15 protein-coding genes are annotated in these 16,365 nt (G+C 70.5%); 8 read left to right on the forward strand and 7 right to left on the reverse strand.

The genetic code is table 11. The features are described 5' to 3' along the window. Positions 1 to 5 precede the first annotated feature (5 nt). A complete protein-coding gene (locus tag BM393_RS00635; RefSeq protein WP_254783361.1) occupies positions 6 to 3,698 on the reverse strand; it encodes a CheR family methyltransferase in 3,693 nt (1,230 codons plus the stop codon). 95 nt (positions 3,699 to 3,793) lie between these two features. Continuing rightward, the gene (locus BM393_RS00640) at positions 3,794 to 4,069 is read right to left on the reverse strand and encodes a metal/formaldehyde-sensitive transcriptional repressor (RefSeq protein ID WP_091720091.1); all 276 of its coding nucleotides are present in this window, start codon (positions 4,067 to 4,069) and stop codon (positions 3,794 to 3,796) included. An 84-nt stretch (positions 4,070 to 4,153) separates the two neighbouring features. On the opposite strand from BM393_RS00640, the gene dmeF reads away from it, so the two are divergent. From dmeF to BM393_RS25000, 3 genes are all read left to right on the forward strand, one after another. After that, on the forward strand, positions 4,154 to 5,170 hold the full coding sequence (gene dmeF / locus BM393_RS00645; protein ID WP_091720096.1) for a CDF family Co(II)/Ni(II) efflux transporter DmeF: 1,017 nt from the start codon (positions 4,154 to 4,156) through the stop codon (positions 5,168 to 5,170). Between the two features lie 55 nt (positions 5,171 to 5,225). Then, positions 5,226 to 5,366 carry a hypothetical protein gene (locus BM393_RS25530; RefSeq protein ID WP_158238683.1) on the forward strand — a complete coding sequence of 47 codons (141 nt, stop codon included), beginning with the start codon at positions 5,226 to 5,228 and terminating at the stop codon, positions 5,364 to 5,366. A gap of 211 nt (positions 5,367 to 5,577) precedes the next feature. After that, positions 5,578 to 5,799, forward strand: coding sequence for a hypothetical protein (locus BM393_RS25000; RefSeq protein WP_141225181.1), 222 nt, complete (start codon positions 5,578 to 5,580; stop codon positions 5,797 to 5,799). Positions 5,800 to 6,029: 230 nt separating this feature from the next. On the opposite strand, the gene BM393_RS25535 is transcribed toward BM393_RS25000, so the two are convergent. Continuing rightward, positions 6,030 to 6,347, reverse strand: coding sequence for a hypothetical protein (locus tag BM393_RS25535; protein ID WP_175538136.1), 318 nt, complete (start codon positions 6,345 to 6,347; stop codon positions 6,030 to 6,032). Between the two features lie 44 nt (positions 6,348 to 6,391). Here BM393_RS25535 and BM393_RS25540 point away from each other — a divergent pair, with 44 nt between their 5' ends. The 4 genes from BM393_RS25540 to BM393_RS00670 all read left to right on the forward strand — a co-directional run bounded on the left by BM393_RS25540 (position 6,392) and on the right by BM393_RS00670 (position 8,984). Further along, complete coding sequence (locus BM393_RS25540; RefSeq protein ID WP_091720105.1) at positions 6,392 to 6,739, forward strand: hypothetical protein; 348 nt, start codon at positions 6,392 to 6,394, stop codon at positions 6,737 to 6,739. 11 nt (positions 6,740 to 6,750) lie between these two features. Further along, the gene (locus BM393_RS00660; protein WP_091720107.1) at positions 6,751 to 7,311 is read left to right on the forward strand and encodes a hypothetical protein; all 561 of its coding nucleotides are present in this window, start codon (positions 6,751 to 6,753) and stop codon (positions 7,309 to 7,311) included. A gap of 11 nt (positions 7,312 to 7,322) precedes the next feature. Next, entirely contained in the window at positions 7,323 to 8,051 is a 729-nt protein-coding gene (locus BM393_RS00665; protein WP_254783155.1) for a flagellar basal body L-ring protein FlgH, read from the forward strand. A 162-nt stretch (positions 8,052 to 8,213) separates the two neighbouring features. Next, positions 8,214 to 8,984, forward strand: coding sequence for a Crp/Fnr family transcriptional regulator (locus tag BM393_RS00670; RefSeq protein ID WP_091720109.1), 771 nt, complete (start codon positions 8,214 to 8,216; stop codon positions 8,982 to 8,984). A 56-nt stretch (positions 8,985 to 9,040) separates the two neighbouring features. On the opposite strand, the gene BM393_RS00675 is transcribed toward BM393_RS00670, so the two are convergent. The 4 genes from BM393_RS00675 to BM393_RS00690 form a co-directional block, all read right to left on the reverse strand. Then, positions 9,041 to 9,586, reverse strand: coding sequence for a cysteine hydrolase family protein (locus BM393_RS00675; RefSeq protein WP_091720111.1), 546 nt, complete (start codon positions 9,584 to 9,586; stop codon positions 9,041 to 9,043). Positions 9,587 to 9,647: 61 nt separating this feature from the next. Further along, positions 9,648 to 12,638, reverse strand: a complete 2,991-nt coding sequence (locus BM393_RS00680; protein ID WP_091720112.1) for a TonB-dependent receptor — start codon at positions 12,636 to 12,638, stop codon at positions 9,648 to 9,650. A gap of 10 nt (positions 12,639 to 12,648) precedes the next feature. Then, positions 12,649 to 13,497, reverse strand: a complete 849-nt coding sequence (locus tag BM393_RS00685) for a hypothetical protein (RefSeq protein WP_254783156.1) — start codon at positions 13,495 to 13,497, stop codon at positions 12,649 to 12,651. Between the two features lie 56 nt (positions 13,498 to 13,553). Beyond that, positions 13,554 to 13,928, reverse strand: coding sequence for a hypothetical protein (locus BM393_RS00690; RefSeq protein WP_091720115.1), 375 nt, complete (start codon positions 13,926 to 13,928; stop codon positions 13,554 to 13,556). A gap of 697 nt (positions 13,929 to 14,625) precedes the next feature. Here BM393_RS00690 and BM393_RS00695 point away from each other — a divergent pair. Continuing rightward, entirely contained in the window at positions 14,626 to 16,296 is a 1,671-nt protein-coding gene (locus BM393_RS00695) for an OFA family MFS transporter (protein ID WP_091720120.1), read from the forward strand. Positions 16,297 to 16,365: the final 69 nt, after the last annotated feature.

Consider the following 16,365-nt stretch of genomic DNA (forward strand, 5'->3'; position numbering starts at 1 on the left):
CCCGCTCAGCGCGGCTTGGCGATCAGCAGCTTCTCGACGAGCAGGTCGACGTCCACTGGCTTGGCGAGATGGTCGTCGAAGCCCGCCGCGATCGCGGCATCGCGGTCCTGGAGCGTGGCCAGGCCGGTCAGCGCGACCGCATAGAGCGGCGGGCCGCCGGCCGCATCGCGGTCGCGCTCGCGCTCATGCGCCCGCAGCCGACGGATCAGCGAATAACCGTCCGCCCCCGGCATGGCCACGTCGCTGACCAGCGCATGGGGCGCGGCGTCCGGCGCCGCGGCCGAGACCGCGGCCCAGGCCTCGTCGACCGACCCGGCCGCGCGCACCTGGGCGCCGGCCAGTTCGATCAGGTGCCGCAGCGCGTCCAGCGCATGCGGGTCGTCGTCGACCAGCAGCACGCGCAGGCCGCGCAGGTCGGCGGTGACGCCTTCGCGCGGCGGCGTGTCGAGTGTGTCCGAGACCAGTTCCGCCGCCGGGAAACGCACCGTCAGCCGCGTGCCGCGGCCTTCGCCCTCGCTGTGCGCGGTCACCGTGCCGCCGTGCGCCAGCACCAGGTGGCGCACGATGGACAGCCCCAGGCCCAGCCCGCCGTACTCCCGGGTGCGGGTGATGTCGGCCTGGGTGAAGCGGTCGAACAGCCGCGGCAGCAACTCGACGGCGACGCCGATGCCGGTGTCCACGACCGCCAGCTCGACCGTGGGACCGATGCGGCTGAGCGTCACGCCGATGCGGCCGCCGCGCGGCGTGAACTTCAGCGCGTTGCCGACCAGGTTGGAGACGATCTGCTGCATCCGGCGCTGGTCGCCCTGGATGCGGTGCGGCTGCTGCAGGCCGGTCCCGCTCAGCGTCAGGCCGCGTGCCTCGGCGGTGGGCTGCAGGCCGTCGACGACCGCGCGCACGCAAGCCGACAGGTCCAGCGGCCGCAACTCCAGCGTCAGGTGGCCCGAGGCGATGCGGGACACGTCCAGCAGGTCGTCGATCAATTGCGCCTGCGCCTGGCAGTGCTTGAGGATGGTGCTGATCGCGCGGGTGGCGGTCGCCTCGGCGAGCACGCCGCGCTCCTGCGACTGCTTCAGCACCGAGGCCCAGCCGGCGATCACGTTGAGCGGCGCCCGCAGCTCGTGCGACACCATGCCCAGGAAGTCGTCCTTGGCGGTGTTGGCGCGCTCCGCGTCGTCGCGGGCATGCTGGGCCGAGCCCAGCGCGCACTTGAGCTCGTGGATGTCCTGGAAGGCGATCACCGCGCCGTCGATGCGCTCATCCGCGGTGCGGTAGGCCCGCACGTTGATCAGCCACCAGCGGCCCTCGTTGTCCTGATGCTCGTGCTCCACCGGCGCCAGGCCCTGCACGGCGGCCTGCACCAGCTGCTCCAGCTGGCCGACCGCGAAGCGCGAGGTCACCAGCGCGACCGGCTGGCCGATCGCCTGGCCGATGGCCGCCGGCTCGAAGCCGAAGAGCTGCGCCACCTGCGGCGACGCGTGGCGCAGGCGCAGCTGGCGGTCCAGCAGCACCACCGGCAGCGGGATGCCCTCGACCAGGTTGCTGAGGTCGTCGTTGACCTGGTCCAGCTCGTCGTTGCGCGACTTGAGCTCCTCGTTCAGCGAGATCAGCTCCTGGTTGGCCGACTCGAGTTCCTGCTTCGCGCTCTGCAATTCCTCGTTGGCGCTCTGCAGCTCCTCGTTGGTGCTGAGCATCTCCTCGTTGGCGGTGCGCAGCTCCTCGTTGGCCGACTCGAACTCGATGACCAGCGTGCGCAGCTGGGCCTGCGTGGCCTCGAGTTCATCGGACAGCGTCGTGACGGTGCGCTCGAGCTCGTCGACGCGCGCCCGCGCGCCGCCCGGCGAGAACGGCGGCGCCGACAGCGCCGAGGCCACGCCGGCGACCGGCTCGTCCGGCTCGGGCGCCAGCGTGACGAGGAAATGCTGCAGCGCCTCGCCCGTCTCCAGCGGCAGCACCTCCAGCGCATAACGGCGATCGCGGAACGCCACCCGCTCGCGCCGCACCGGTTGCGCGGTGCGTTTGGCCTCGATCAGCGCGGTGCGCACCGGGACGTTGAGCTCGGCGTCGAGCAGCCGGGGCAGCGCCAGCGTCGCCTCGCCGCTGGCCGGCGCGATGAAGGCGGCCACGTCGCCGCGGAACTGCACGACGTCGCCGCTCTCGTTCACGACGAAGCCGGGCGGCGCGTAGCGCGCCAGCGCCACGCGGTCGGCCGCCCCGCTGACCAGGTCCGGCGGCGGCGCCTGCGGCACGCGCGGCGCATCGCTGTCGCTGACCCAGGGGCGCAGCGCGTCGATCGGGAACAGCGGCCGCTGGCGGCGCGAGTTCGGCAGCTTGCGGTACAGGTGCGGCGCGCCGGCATGCTCGAAGCCATCGGCGACCGAGGCGGCCTCGGCCCGGCCCAGCAGCATGAAGCCGTCGTTGCGGCAGGCGTAGTGCAGCACCTCGAAGACATGCTGCTGCGCTTCCTTGCGCAGGTAGATCAGCATGTTGCGGCAGCTGATCAGGCCCATGCCGGAGAAGGGCGCATGCGCCAGCAGGTTGTGCCGCGCGAAGACGCACATCTCGCGCAGGTCCTTGGCCACGAGGTAGCCGCCGGCGCTGGGCAGGAAGGCGGCGTCGCGGAAGGCCTGCGGCACGTTCTCCAGCGCCGCCGCGCCGTAGCGGCCGGCGCGCGCCGTCTCGATCGAGGCCTCGTTGATGTCGGTGCCGAAGATCTGCACGCGGCGCGCGATGCCCTCGGCGTTCATCGCCTCCTTGAGCAGCATGGCGATGGTGTACACCTCCTCGCCGGTCGAGCAGGCGGGCACCCAGATGCGGATCGGGTCATGCCGCAGCGCCAGCAGCTTGGGCAGCACGACCTGGCGCAGCACGTTGACGAACTCCGCATCGCGGAAGAAGGCCGTCACGCCGATCAGCACGTCGTCGCGCAGCGCGGCGGCCTCGTAGGGGTCGCTGCGCAGCAGCTGCAGGTAGGCGGCGACGTCGCGGTCCTTCTGCAGCAGCACGCGGCGCAGGAAGCGCCGGCGCAGGTTGACGTCCTTCACGTAGCCCAGGTTGACGCCGGCCTTCTGCTGCACGATCGACAGCGCCGTCTCCAGCGCATCGGCGTCCTGCGTGCCGGAGGCGAAGCCGGGGAGCCCGCCTTCCTGGTGCGGCTGCCCGAAGCGCCGCACCAGCGCGGCGGCGATGTCGGCCGGCGGCAGCACCTCGTCGACGAGGCCGGTGTTGATCGCCGCGACCGGCATGCCGTCATGGGCCGCGGTGCCCGGCGCCTGCGCGATCGCGAAGCCGCCGCTGGCCTTCAGGTCGACGATGCCGGCCGCGCCGTCCTGGCCCGTGCCGGACAGGATGACCACCGCGCCGTCCTGGTCCGGGTCCTGCGCCAGGGTGGCGAGGAAGCCGTCGATCGGCAGGTGCAGGCCCGGCTGGCGGCGGGTGAGGCGGAAGTGGCCGTCCAGCGCGATCACGCCGGCGTTCTCGGGCAGCACGTAGACGCGGCCGTGCTCGACCTTGGCCAGGTGCTCGAGCCGCTCCACCGGCAGGGTGGTGCGCTCCTGCAGGACCTCGGCGAGATGGGATTCCTCGTTGGGATCGAGGTGCGTGATGACCAGCACCGCGAAGCCCGGTTCGTGCGGTAGCGCACCGAGGATGGCGCCAAGCGCGTCGATGCTGCCTGCCGAGCCGCCCAGCACCACCACCCGCAAGGGACGCCGCTCCTCTGTATCCACCCGAGACCCCGTTGTCTTGAAAGGTGCGGCGGAGTCTACCCCTCGCGCCCCGCGCCCGTGGGCGCTCAGCGCAGATAGGACTTCAGCAGCGCCGCGACCGCGTCGGTCTCGGCCGCGCGCCGCTCGGCGCTCAGGCCCGGCGCGCCGAGGTGCTCGCGCACATGGCCTTCCAGCACCTCGGCCATCAGCCCGTTGACCGCGCCGCGGATGGCGGCGATCTGCTGCAGCACGGCCATGCAGTCCGCGTCCTGCTCGACGGCGCGCTCCAGCGCCGCCGCCTGCCCCTGGATGCGGCGGATCCGGGTGAGCAGCTTCTTCCGGCCGGTGGTCGTGTGTGCCATGGCGCGGCATTCTAGCGACGCCGCGCAGTCGGCTCATATACTGGGGGGGAGTATGACAACGCCGGCCGGGACCGGCTTTTCCCCATGCCTTCCACGAGCTCCATCGCCGCCTGGCAGCACACGCATGTCTTTGACGAGGGCAACCCGCTCGCTGCCCGCAACACGCGCTGGGCCGTGCTGCTCACCGTCGTGATGATGGTCGCGGAGATCGCCGGCGGTTATCTCTTCAACTCGATGGCGCTGCTGGCCGACGGCTGGCACATGAGCTCGCACGCGGTGGCGCTGGGCGTTTCGGTGCTGGCCTATGGCGCGGCGCGGCGCTGGGCGAAGGACGGCCGCTTCGCGTTCGGGACCTGGAAGATCGAGGTGCTGGGCGGCTACAGCAGCGCGCTGCTGCTGATCGGCGTCGCGGGGCTGATGCTGTGGCAGTCGATCGAGCGGCTGCTCGCGCCGACGCCGATCCATTACGACGAGGCCATCGCGGTGGCGGCGCTCGGGCTGATCGTGAACCTCGCCTGCGCCTGGCTGCTGCGCGGCGAGCACCATCATCATGGCCACGGCCACGGCCACGGCCACGGCCACGGCCACGGCCACGGCCACGGCCACGGGCATGAGCACGGAGACACCCACGAGCACGCGCACGCGGCGCCCCACGGTCATGACGACCTGAACCTGCGCGCCGCCTATCTGCATGTGCTGGCCGACGCGGCGACCTCGGTGCTGGCCATCGTGGCCCTGCTGGGCGGGCGGTTCTGGGGGGCCGATTGGCTGGATCCGGCGATGGGCATCGCCGGCGCGGCGCTGGTGGCGGTCTGGGCGCGCGGGCTGCTGCGCGACACCGGCCGCGTGCTGCTGGACGCCGAGATGGACGCGCCGGTCGTCGACGAGGTCCGCGAGGTCATCGCCGCCGCCCCATGGCCGGCGGTGATCGCCGACCTGCATGTGTGGCGCGTGGGCCGGGCCCAGTACGCCTGCATCGTGTCGCTGGTCACCGACCATCCCGAGGCACGGCCGGACGAGGTCCGCCGCCTGCTGTCCGTGCATGAGGAACTTGTTCACGTGACCGTCGAGATCAACCGGCCCGCGAGCGCGACTGTCTGATCCGCGCCGCGGCGCCGGGTCGACCGGCACCGGCACGCCGCCACAATCGCGGCCCATGAAAACCAACTACCTCCTCGCCGCCATCCTGGTCAGCAGCCTGATCGGCGCCTTCGTGGCCAATCGCTCGGTGAAGACCGCCTGCGCTGTCGTGTCCGGCGGCATCGCGCTGTACGCGCTGCTGCGACAGGTGATCTGAGCCACCGGGATGTTCAGATCGATCACCTCGAAATGATCGATCTGAACCTGCGACGGCCTGTCGGCGCGCGTGTCGCATCCCCCCGTGACCGCTCGACCGCCCCCCACCGCCTTTCGTCCTGCTCCTGCCTGCATCCCTCCAGGTCCACCCTATGGTGGGATGGCACTTGCGCCGGCCCCCGCCGATAGTGGGGGTTCGACAGGAGAGGACCATGCGACAACGATTCGCGCCCCCGACCGGCGACGCCGGTCACCCCCTCGGTTCGGTCATGCAGCACATCCTGCGCCAGACCGAACTGCTGCTGCAGCGGCGCATCCCGTTCAGCCCGTCCGGCTGGCCCATCGAGGACACGCCCGCGCTGGAAGGCCTGGAGGTCAGCGAGTCCAGCTGGGATGAGTGGACCGAGGCGCTCGAACTCCAGCGTCGCCCCTGACCGCCCTCCGCGTTCCCTTCCCCCCTTCATGGCCGCCTGCACGCGCCTCGCGCGCCGAGGGCGTTGATCGCCCGCACGACGCCGCTTCCGCGCGAACTTGAGCGGAGGGAACGGGGTCGACGCCGCCCAGTTCCTGGCCTCGGTGACGCAGTTCACCGAGCTCGCGGCGACCGCTGAGTTCCTCGCGCTCATCCGCGCATGCCGCCCGACGGCCGCGGCGAAGAATCCGTTCACCCCAACGAACGAGAGCGCTTCGCCATGCACGTCAAGTCCTCCGCTTCTCCGTCGCCGGCCGTCCGGGCCGGCGCGCCGGCGCCTTCGGGACCGGCCAAGGGCGCCAAGTCGGGCGCAGCCGATTTCTCCAAGGCGCTGAACGAGGCCAAGGCGGCCGCCCCCGGTCCGGCCGCGACCGCGCCCGTCGCATCGCCTTTCGCGTCGGCCGTCGCGAGCGCGGCCAACGCTGCAGCCACCACCGCGGCGCCCACTCCTTCAATGGCTGCTTCGCCGACGCCCGCCTCGCCGGTGCCGAGCACCTTGTCGCTGGACACGGCCGCGCTGGCCGCGCGGCCTTGAACCCCGCCGGGAGACCGCCTTGAGCAGCGTACCCTTCCTGTCCGGCCTGGCCAGCCTCGCCACCTCGTCCGACGGTCCCTCCGCCGAGGCCAGCCGCGCCACCTTGTCCGGCGCGTCGTCGGGCCCGTCCCGCGGCGGTCCGGGCCTGACGCTGGGTCCGGTGCTCGGCGTCACCGCCACCATCAGCGCCCAGGGCCTGCAGGCGCTGGCCGACCACACGCTGGACGCGGTCGAGACCGCCGCCGACACGGTGACCGACACCGTCGGCGATGTCGCCGGCACCGTGGGCCAGGTGCTGGGCAACGTGGTCGCCTACGGCGTGATGGCCGCGCTGGGCGGCGGCGCCGTGCTCGACGAGCTGGTGTGAGGCCCGCCGCCATGCGCCCGTCCTTCGTCCGGCCGCTCGCCGCCGTCGTCATGGCCCACGCCGCGGCGATGGCGCTCGGCGGCTGCGCGGTGCTGAGCCCGGTCCCTGCCTGGGAACTGGTGAAGGGCGCCAGCGCGGCCACCTCGACCGCGCTGGCGACCGCCGCGCCGGCCCGGGCGAGCAACACCGTGCATCACGGTGATGCGCCGGTGCGTGCGGTGTGCATCGAATTCAACCGCAACGCGCCGCTCGAGGACCTGGTCCCGGCGCTGCAGGTGGAGCTCAAGGGGCAGGGCGTCGACAGCCGCGTCTACGAGCCCGGCACCGGCCTGCAGCAATGCGGCGTCTGGCTGCGCTACGTCGCCACCATCGAATGGGGCGTGCCGCCGATGGCCAGCGGCTACCGCGCCAACCTGAGCGCCGCGTCGCTGAGCCTGCATCGGTCGGACGGCACGCTGCTGTCCACCAGCAGCTACGTCGCGGACGAGAACTTCGGCCTGGCCCGATGGGCCGGGACACGCAACAAGATCGCGCCGGTCGTGAAGGCGCTGGTCACCGGCTTCCAGAGCTGAGGGAGAGGGATGTGATCTCGAGCAAGCAATCTCGCCGCCGCACGCGCGCGGCCTGCCGCGCCGCCGCGCTGGCGGTCGCCGCCGGCGCGCTCATCGCGCTGGGCGGCTGCGCCGGTGCGCCGCCCACGGTGCCCGGGCCGATGCTGGTCGCGCCGCCGCAGGCGCCGATGTACATCGAGCGGCCCAGCAACGGCGCGATCTACCAGCCCGGCATGTCGCCCACCTCGCTGTTCTCGGGCGAGAAGCGGCCCAGCGCGATCGGCGACACGCTGAAGGTCGACATCCAGGAGACGCTCAAGGCCACGCAGAAGCAGACCACCGACACCAGCCGCGACAACCGGCTCGCGGTGCGCGGGCCGGGCGGCCAGAGCAAGGTCGGCGCGGTGGAGCGGCTGCTCAACATCGACGCGACCGCCTCGGGCAGCGATGCCTTCAAGGGCTCGGGCACGACCGAGACCGACAACAGCTTCGTCACGCAGGTGGCGGTGAGCGTGATCAACGTGCTGCCCAACGGCAACCTGCTGGTGGCGGGCGAGCGCAACGTGGGCCTGAACAAGGGCGTCAACACGCTGCGCTTCTCCGGCATCGTCAATCCGCGCGACATCCGCCCGGGCAACGTCGTGGCTTCCCGCGACGTGGTGAACGCCAGCCTGGAGAGCGTCGCGCAGGGCGATGTGTCCGAGGCCTCGTCGCGCAGCTGGCTGCAGCGCGTCCTGGCGCGGAGCCTGTCCATCTGGTGACCGGCGCGCGGTCAACCGGCAAACCGGGCCGACCTCACCGGCCTTATCGACCGATCGGCGGGGACGGTCCGCTTCTATAACCCACGGTTCGCCGTCAGGCCTTCGCCGACCTTCCGCATGCAGCGCGGAGGGCGGAGCCTGGCCCGGTGGATCCCATCCAGCATGAGCATGAACACGAAGGCGACGCAGGTGCCGCACAACGGCGAGACGGACAACCCCGACGACTGGCTGGCCGACGGCCAGGTGCGGACCTATCGACGCGGCCAGAAGATCATCGAGGCCGGCAGCCCGCTGGCCGAATGGATCGCGATCAGCGGCGGTGCCGCCTTCCTCGCGGCCAAGGTCGCGGCCGACACCCGCGTGGCGGTGGCGGCGCTGTGGCTGGGCGACGTCATCGGCGCGGATTCGCCGCTGGGCCAGCTGGCGGCGCGCTACGACGTGACGGCGCTGGTCGACGTCACCACCATCCACATCCCGCTGCCGCGGATGAAGGACACCCACGCCCCGCAACGCGACGCGGCCACCGGCGAGCTGTACGCGGCGACCGCGTCGCGGCTGCAGGACCAGATCACGATGCGACTGGCCGGCAACGGCTTCCAGCGCCTGATCAGCGTGCTGGCCACGCTGGCGGCGGCGCTCAGCAGCTCGCAGCGCGGCGGCGCGGCCAGCAACAGCCTGGCGCTGCCGGTGTCGCAGGCCTGCATCGGGCAGCTGTCGGGCCTGTCGCGCCGGCAGACCTGGATCTACCTGGGCCAGCTCGCCGAACGCGGCTGGAGCCGGACCTCGCGCACGAAGGTGACGCTCGAGGGCCTGAACGCCTGGCTCAGCCTGATGAGCGAAGTGGAGTCGCGCGGGCTGGACTGCATCGGCACCGTCGACCAGTGCGACATGACGCTGTCGCGCCTGGCCAGCGCGCGCACGGCGTTGAAGTAGCGCGGCGGGAGGCCGGCGGGAGCGGTCGGCGGGAGGGACGCTCGGCAGCCGTCGGCTCAGGCCGCGCCGAAGCGGATCTCCGCCGCCGGCTTCGCGCTCATCGCGGGACCGAAGCTGTTGAGGTTTCGCAGGATCAGCGTGTGGTGCTCGATGATCTGCGGCGCGGTCAGCGCACCGTTGGCGATCGTCGTGTGACCGTCCTCGACCAGCGTGACGTCGTAGCCCGCGCTGAGCGCGCGGCGCGTCGAGGTGTCGACGCAGAAGTCGCTCTGCGCGCCGCACACGACCAGGTGGGTCACGCCCAGGCCCTTCAACACTGCGTCCAGCTCGGTCCGGTGGAATGAGTCGGGCGAGGTCTTGCGCACCCGGGGATCCTGCGGCCGCGCCTGCAGCCGGTCGTCGAGCTGCCAACCCTCGCTGCCATGGCGCAGCGGTTCCCAGCCGTCCTCCTCATGCTGCACGAAGACGACGGGCGTGCCGGTCTCGCGCGCCTGTGCGATCAGGCCGTTGACGCGGCCGATCACCGCGTCCACCTCGTGGCAGGCGTACTCGCCCACGCACAGCGCGCGTTGCAGGTCGATGATGAGCAGGGCAGTGGTCATGACGGTCGCCGGGCAGGGGAGAAGGCGGCGAGCATACGCCGCTCCGGCCGCTCCAGACGCCTCAGAACTTGTAGGTCAGCACCACCCGCAGCGCGCGGTTGTCGCCGCGGGCGGTATTGGGCTTGTCGAGGTTGAGGTTGTCGCCGCCCAGGCGATTCGTCGGCTGGCCCGCGGGCGGGGCGATGCCGACCCAGTCGTCGAAGCCGGCGTAGTTGTCGGCGCCGAAGACGTTCAGCACATCGAGCCGCAGCGCCACCTGGTGCAGGCCGTACTTGAAGGCCTTGCCGAGGCTGATGTCGACCTGGCGGTAGCTCGGCGCATCGCCGCGCATCAGGAAGCACTGCGCGGTGCCCGCAATGCAGTTGGTCAGCCGCCGCGGGAAGCCGCTCGCGTAGGTGCCCTTGGCCGAGAAGCTCAGGCCCCAGGGCAGCAGCTTGTCGGTCATGAACGCGCCGACCAGCCGGTGCCTGTCGACCAGCGTGCTGGGATTCCAGCCGCGCCCCGCGCGTCCGTAAGTCCAGTCGAAGGTGTCGTTGCTCCACTGCAGGTTGGTGGTCCTGGCATCGCTGTAGGTGTAGGCCAGCGTCGCCGTCCAGCCCGAGGCCGCGCTGTAGGGCCGGTCCACCTTCACGAAGACCGAGTCGGTGCGCGTGCGGCCGATCGAGTCGCCCAGCACCAGTTGGCCGAAGCCATCGGGGCCGCCCCACAGCGGATCGAGCGCCGACTGCTGCGCGAAGCCGCCGTTGGCGTCGCGGTTGCCGCTGAACCAGACGAACTGGTGCTTCGCCTCGATGCGGCTCAGCGCGATCTCGCCGTTCCAGGTCGGCGACAGCGCCTGCCGCACGCCGATGCTGAACTGGTCCGCGTAGGGCATCTTCAGGTCGTTGCGGATCAACCAGATCTCGCCGCCCGGGGCCTGGTTCTTCTGCAGCTCGTCGAGCGCGTGGTTGGCCATCGTGCGGTCGTAGCTGCGCCCGTAGCCGCCGAAGACCACCGTGTTGCGGTCGTTGAAGACGTCGTAAGAGAAGCCCAGCCGCGGCGCGATCGCCTGCTTGAAGGCCTTGCGGGAGTTGCCGCTGCTGATGTAGCGCGACACGTCGATGCCGCCCTTGGCCAGCGACTGCGCGTAGCTCTGCCCCGCCGGCGGCGCGATGCCGAAGCGCGGCACGTCCGCCGCCAGCAGCGCCGCGACGCGGTCGGCCGGCGTCGCATAGGCGTTGTTCAGCATGTTGTCCTCGTAGTCCCAGCGGACGCCGAGGTTGAGCTCGAGCTGGCGCGTCACGCTCCAGTCGTCCTGCAGGTAGAGGCCCCACTGCCGGTTATTGAAGCGGGCCTGCGCCGGCGCGGTGGCGCGGCGGATGTTGCACTCGTCGCTGCTGCTGCCGTTGTTGGAAACGTTGGTGCCGGTGCAGTTGGTGCCGTCCCAATAGGGCAGGCCGGTGGCCGTGTCGATCAGCACGTCGACCGCGTCGACCGAATTCGCCGTGCCGCTGAGGTCGTAGCGCATCGTCTTGAGCTTCACGCCGCCCTTGATCACGTGGCCGTCGAAGCCGGTGTAGGTGAGTTCCTCCGACACGAAGACGCCGCGCTGCTGGCGCCGCTGCGCATCCGGCGAGCCGCCGTCCAGGATCACGTCCTGCGAGGTCGTCAGCACCTGCGGCGACGCGGTCGACACCTTGTAGCGCACCAGCGCCGCGTCCGCGGCCGACTTGGGATTCCAGAGGTAGTCCTCGTAGCCCAGGCGCGCCTCGCTGAGCCAGTCGCCGCGCGACCACTCGTGCTTCAGGTCGACCCGCGTCTCGTCATTGCGGCGTTCCTTGTCGTTGCCGGGCAGCGAAAGGTTGCGGTCCTCGGCGATGCGATCGGTCTCGCGGCGCAGGCGCGCGCTCAGGGTGAGCTTGTGCTCGTCGTTGATCTGCGCGTCGAGCTTGCCGAAGAGCAGGTTCTCATGGAACGGGTCGACCTGGCCGCCGCGCCGCGCGCGCAGTGCGGGCATGATGCCGGCCTCGGGCAGTTTCTCGAAGTTCTGCCCGGCGATCTGGCGCGAGTCCTCGATGCGCTTGCCGTCGTAGGCGAGGAAGAAATGCAGCTTGTCCTTGACGATGGGGCCGCCGATGCTGCCGCCGTACTCGTACTTCTGCGACGACGGGCGCGGCACGCCTTGCGATTCGCGTTCCTTCTCCAGCGCATTCATCGAGCGCCAGTTGGTGCCGGTGCGATCGGCGTAGACCTCGCCGTGGAATTCATTCGTGCCGGACTTCGTCACGGCGGTGATCGCGGCGCTGCTGACCTGGTCGAACTCGGCCTTGTAGTTCTGCGTCAGTACCTTGTATTCGGAGATCGCCGACTGCGGGAACGGATTGCCGCGGGTGTCGGACTGGCCGCTGACGCCGCCGCGCAGGATGTTGTTCTTCTGGCCCACGCCGTCGATGAAGACGTTGAGGTGGTCGAAGTCCTGCGCGCCGGACTGCACCCGGCTCAAGCCGCCCGCGTCGGTCGAGAAGGCCACGCCGGGCGCGAGGTCCGCGGCGCTGAGGAAGTTGCGGGTGCTTTGCGGCAGCGCCTCGATCATGCGCTGCGAGACGACGGTCCCCAGCTGCGAATCCTTCACGCCCTGGCGCGTCGCATTGCCTTGCACGGTGACGCGGCCCAGCTGCACCGCATCGGCCGCGCCGGGCGCCGCCGGCGCATCGCCCAGGTCCAGCGCCGCGCTCTCGCCGACGGACAGCGTGATGCGCTCGGAGCGGAGCGTCGCGCCGTCGGGGCCGACCACGGTGATGGTGTAGTCGCCGGGGGCCAGGCCGATCAGCGCATAGCGGCCATCGGCCCGCGTGGCCGTGCGATAACGCGCGCCGGTGGCAGCATTGACCGCCAGGATCGTCAGTCCGCCGGACTGCGTGCCGGCCGGCGCGTTGACCAGCCCGCGGACCGTCGCGCGGCTGACCTGCGCCGACACCGGCGCGTCGAGGCCCGCGCCCAGCGCGAGCGCGACGAGCCAGGCGGAGCCGTGGCGGGACAAGCGGGCGGGGCGGGCGGAGCGGCGCGCGGTCATGGACCGGGCGTCAGGTGGAAGGGCCGGCCTTGGCGCGGCGCATCTGCTCGGCGAAGACCTGCTCCATCGACTTCTTCTCGGGCAGCACGTAGACGATGCCGCCGCGCTTGCCGAAGGTCGGCCACAGGGTCTGCTCGAAGAATTTCACCGGCATGTTGATGCAGCCGAAGCTGATGCGGTTGTCCTTGGGCGTCGGGGAGGCGAGCCGCTCGAGACGGCGCTCGGCCGGATTGGTCGGTCGCACGCGGTGCATGGACACCGCCGCGTCGTAGTCGACCCAGAGCACGTCTTCGTGCAGCGCGTTCTTGCCCGGCTGCGCGACGAAACGCCCGGCCGGCGTGGTGCGCTCGGAGGGCTTGACCTCGGCGATGGGGCGCAGGCCGATGCCCGCGACACTGTCGTCGCCCGCGGCATAACCGAGCAGCACCGGCGTGGTGGCCTGCAGCTTGCCGTCGGCGTTGAAGACGAGCACGCGCGCCTGGCGCTTGTCGAGGATCGCGAACGGACGACCGTTGTGATCCCAGCCCGCCATCACCCACTGGGCCAGCTGGCGGGCCTGCTTGGAAACCTTGGTCTTGCCGAAATCGGCCGTGCCGGTCCGCGGCACTGGCGCGGGGGCTTGGACGACGGGCTGGACCGGGGAAGAGGAGACGTGCTTCGCGACGGCGACGGGCGCCGGGCGCAGCTGCTTCATCAGGAAGGTCGCCGCCGGCCAGGCCAGCAGCGCACCGGCCAGCCCGATCGCCAATCCCTGCGCCGCCCATCCGGCGCGTTCCTTCAGCGCTTCAGGAATCCGCCGCCGCGCCGGCTCGGCCGGCGGGGGATCGCTGAAGAAATAGCCGCTGGAGGCGCGCAGCATGGAGGGCTTTCAGGGAAAGGCGTCAGCGGGGCTGGACGGCGATGAGCGGGTCACGCTCAGTTGCGGTCGGCGCGCGGGGCCGGCTCGCCAGCGCTGGTCGGCTCGCTCGGCAGCGGCTGCTGCGACGACGGCGACTGCTGGTTCTGCCACTGGTCCGAGGACTGCGGCTGAGCCTGCTGCGACTGCGCTTCCGATTGGGTCTGCGACTGCGGGTCGGTCGACTGGGTCGCCGGGGCCGCCTGGTCGGCCGGCGTCATGCTCTGGTCAGCGGGGGCCTGCTGCTCCGTCTGCGTGGCGGGGTACTGCTCCTGCGTCGTCTGCGTCTGGGTCGACTCGGTCGAGTTCTCCACCTGGGCGTAAGCCAGGCCCAGCACGCTGGCGAAGGCGGTCAGGGCAACGGCACCGGTCACGAGGGATTTGGTCGCGTTCATCTAGTCTCTCCTTTGGGCTTGAGGGGCCGATCGGTGAGATCGGTTAGGACCTACTGTGGACCGTGGGCGGGGAGCGGAACGTGGGCAGAGGACGCGAGGTCTTGTAGGACAAACGGCAGGTTTCACCCCGATACATCCTCGTGTTCATCGGGGCAAACGCGATTCCCGCGCAATAAAAAACCGGACGACCTCGATGAGGCGGTCCGGTGAAGAAGGCGCTGATGGACGCCTTCGGAGACGGGGGAACGGTCCCAACAATAGGCAAAGACCCGGACCGTAAAAATGCGTGAGCGGAAATGCACCGTTGTGGCGCGCTCAACAATCGCCGCCCCGGGGATCGCCCCCAAACCGGGGGTGGTGTGCGCGATTCGCCCCAATTAACGCCGGCTCTACGGGTAACCGCCGGCCGCCCCATAGTTACCGGCTGTCGGTTTCGTGCGATAGATGTCCGTTTGCTATGTGTGGTTGTCAATGAATGTCAATGACATGCGTCAAGATCGCGCCCGCCGCGAGCGTTCTGCCTCAACTCTTTCAGGCCGTAACCAACCCCTGCTGTGTTTGCAGGTCGTTGATGCCGAAAGGGACACGGGGACCCCGGAACGCGGGACGCGGCCGACCCATCCCGTTTGAGGGTTCGGAGAGGGTCGCCCATCAGCGGGCCGCGTCGCGGTCGCCATTCATTGTTTGAGGAGGACCCATGTCTACTGTGCTGACCGACCCGAGCGTCGGATCCGCTGGCTCGAGCTGGCTGGACAAGGAGCGCACCATCGCCGCTCCTGGCTTCAACCGCTGGCTCGTGCCGCCCAGCGCGCTGGCCATTCACCTGTGCATCGGGATGGCCTATGGCTTCTCGGTGTTCTGGCTGCCGCTGTCCAAGATGCTGCAGACCGCCGGAGCCGGCGCCGCCTGCGGCAAGGACGTGAGCTTCTTCGCCGAGCTGTTCGCCACGGGCTGCGACTGGAAGATCTCCACGCTGCAGTGGATGTACACGCTGTTCTTCGTGTTCCTGGGCTGCGCCGCCGCGATCTGGGGCGGCTGGCTGGAGCGCGCCGGTCCCCGCAAGGCAGGCCTGGTGTCGGCCGTGTGCTGGTGCGGTGGCATGCTGATTTCCGCGGTCGGCATCCATACCCACCAGTTCTGGATGATGATCCTCGGCTCCGGCGTGATCGGTGGCATCGGGCTGGGCCTGGGCTACATCTCGCCGGTGTCGACGCTGATCAAGTGGTTCCCCGACCGCCGTGGCATGGCCACCGGCATGGCCATCATGGGCTTCGGCGGCGGCGCAATGATCGGTTCGCCGCTGGCCGTCGAGCTGATGAAGAAGTTCGCCACCCCGACCGACCCGGGCGTGACGCAGACCTTCGTCGTGATGGCGCTGATCTACTTCGTCTTCATGGTCGCGGGCGCGCTGGGCTACCGCGTGCCGCCCACCGGCTGGAAGCCCGCGGGCTGGACCCCGCCGCCGGCGCAGGCCAACAACGCCATGATCACGCAGCGCCACGTGCACGTGAAGAAGGTGTGGGGCATCCCGCAGTTCTGGCTGGTGTGGATCGTGCTCTGCATGAACGTGTCGGCCGGCATCGGCGTGATCGGCATGGCCAGCCCGATGCTGCAGGAGATCTTCGGCGGCTCGCTGATCGGCGTGGACCTGAAGTTCTCTGACCTGGACAAGACCCAACTGGCTGCGATCGCCGCGATCGCCGGCGGCTTCACCGCGCTGCTGAGCCTGTTCAACATCGGCGGCCGCTTCGTGTGGGCCTCGCTGTCGGACAAGCTGGGCCGCAAGATGACCTACACGGTGTTCTTCGTGCTGGGCGGCCTGCTGTACGCCTCGCTGCCGAGCAGCGCTGCAGCCGGCCACAAGCTGGCCTTCGTGGGCGCGGTCTGCATCATCCTGTCGATGTACGGCGGCGGCTTCGCCACCGTGCCGGCCTACCTGGGTGACCTCTTCGGCACGCAGATGGTGGGCGCGATCCACGGCCGCCTGCTGACCGCCTGGGCCACCGCCGGCATCCTCGGCCCGGTCGTGATCGGCTACATGCGGGATTACCAGCTGGGTCTGGGCATTCCCCGCGAGCAGGTCTACAACCAGACCATGTATGTGCTGGTCGGCATGCTGGTGATCGGCCTGATCGCCAACCTGGCCATCCGCCCGGTCGCCGCGAAGCACTTCATGAGCGACGAGGAACTGGCCATCGAGAAGAAGCTGGCCCACGAGAAGGCCGCTGCCAGCGAAGTCGGCAGCGGCCCGGGTGCCGGCAAGGCGACGCCGGTGGGCCTGGTGGTCCTGGCCTGGCTGGCCGTCGGCATCCCGCTGTCCTGGGGCATCTACAAGACCCTGCTGACGGTCGCGAAGTTCTTCAATTGACCCTCACCGTACGGCGCCGCCAGGCAGCGCCGATACTGTGATCATCGATGGCAGACCTCGGTCTGCCAT

Source organism: Mitsuaria sp. PDC51 (genome assembly GCF_900113225.1).
GTDB lineage: Bacteria > Pseudomonadota > Gammaproteobacteria > Burkholderiales > Burkholderiaceae_C > Roseateles.

What these genes read in the sequence shown, in the direction of transcription:
- BM393_RS00640 (WP_091720091.1), bottom strand. Translation starts at nt 4,069, where the DNA reads ATGGCACACACGACCACCGGCCGGAAGAAGCTGCTCACCCGGATCCGC.
- dmeF (WP_091720096.1), top strand. Translation starts at nt 4,154, where the DNA reads ATGCCTTCCACGAGCTCCATCGCCGCCTGGCAGCACACGCATGTCTTT.
- BM393_RS25530 (WP_158238683.1), top strand. Translation starts at nt 5,226, where the DNA reads ATGAAAACCAACTACCTCCTCGCCGCCATCCTGGTCAGCAGCCTGATC.
- BM393_RS25000 (WP_141225181.1), top strand. Translation starts at nt 5,578, where the DNA reads ATGCGACAACGATTCGCGCCCCCGACCGGCGACGCCGGTCACCCCCTC.
- BM393_RS00660 (WP_091720107.1), top strand. Translation starts at nt 6,751, where the DNA reads ATGCGCCCGTCCTTCGTCCGGCCGCTCGCCGCCGTCGTCATGGCCCAC.
- BM393_RS00670 (WP_091720109.1), top strand. Translation starts at nt 8,214, where the DNA reads ATGAGCATGAACACGAAGGCGACGCAGGTGCCGCACAACGGCGAGACG.
- BM393_RS00675 (WP_091720111.1), bottom strand. Translation starts at nt 9,586, where the DNA reads ATGACCACTGCCCTGCTCATCATCGACCTGCAACGCGCGCTGTGCGTG.
- BM393_RS00680 (WP_091720112.1), bottom strand. Translation starts at nt 12,638, where the DNA reads ATGACCGCGCGCCGCTCCGCCCGCCCCGCCCGCTTGTCCCGCCACGGC.
- BM393_RS00685 (WP_254783156.1), bottom strand. Translation starts at nt 13,497, where the DNA reads ATGCTGCGCGCCTCCAGCGGCTATTTCTTCAGCGATCCCCCGCCGGCC.
- BM393_RS00690 (WP_091720115.1), bottom strand. Translation starts at nt 13,928, where the DNA reads ATGAACGCGACCAAATCCCTCGTGACCGGTGCCGTTGCCCTGACCGCC.
- BM393_RS00695 (WP_091720120.1), top strand. Translation starts at nt 14,626, where the DNA reads ATGTCTACTGTGCTGACCGACCCGAGCGTCGGATCCGCTGGCTCGAGC.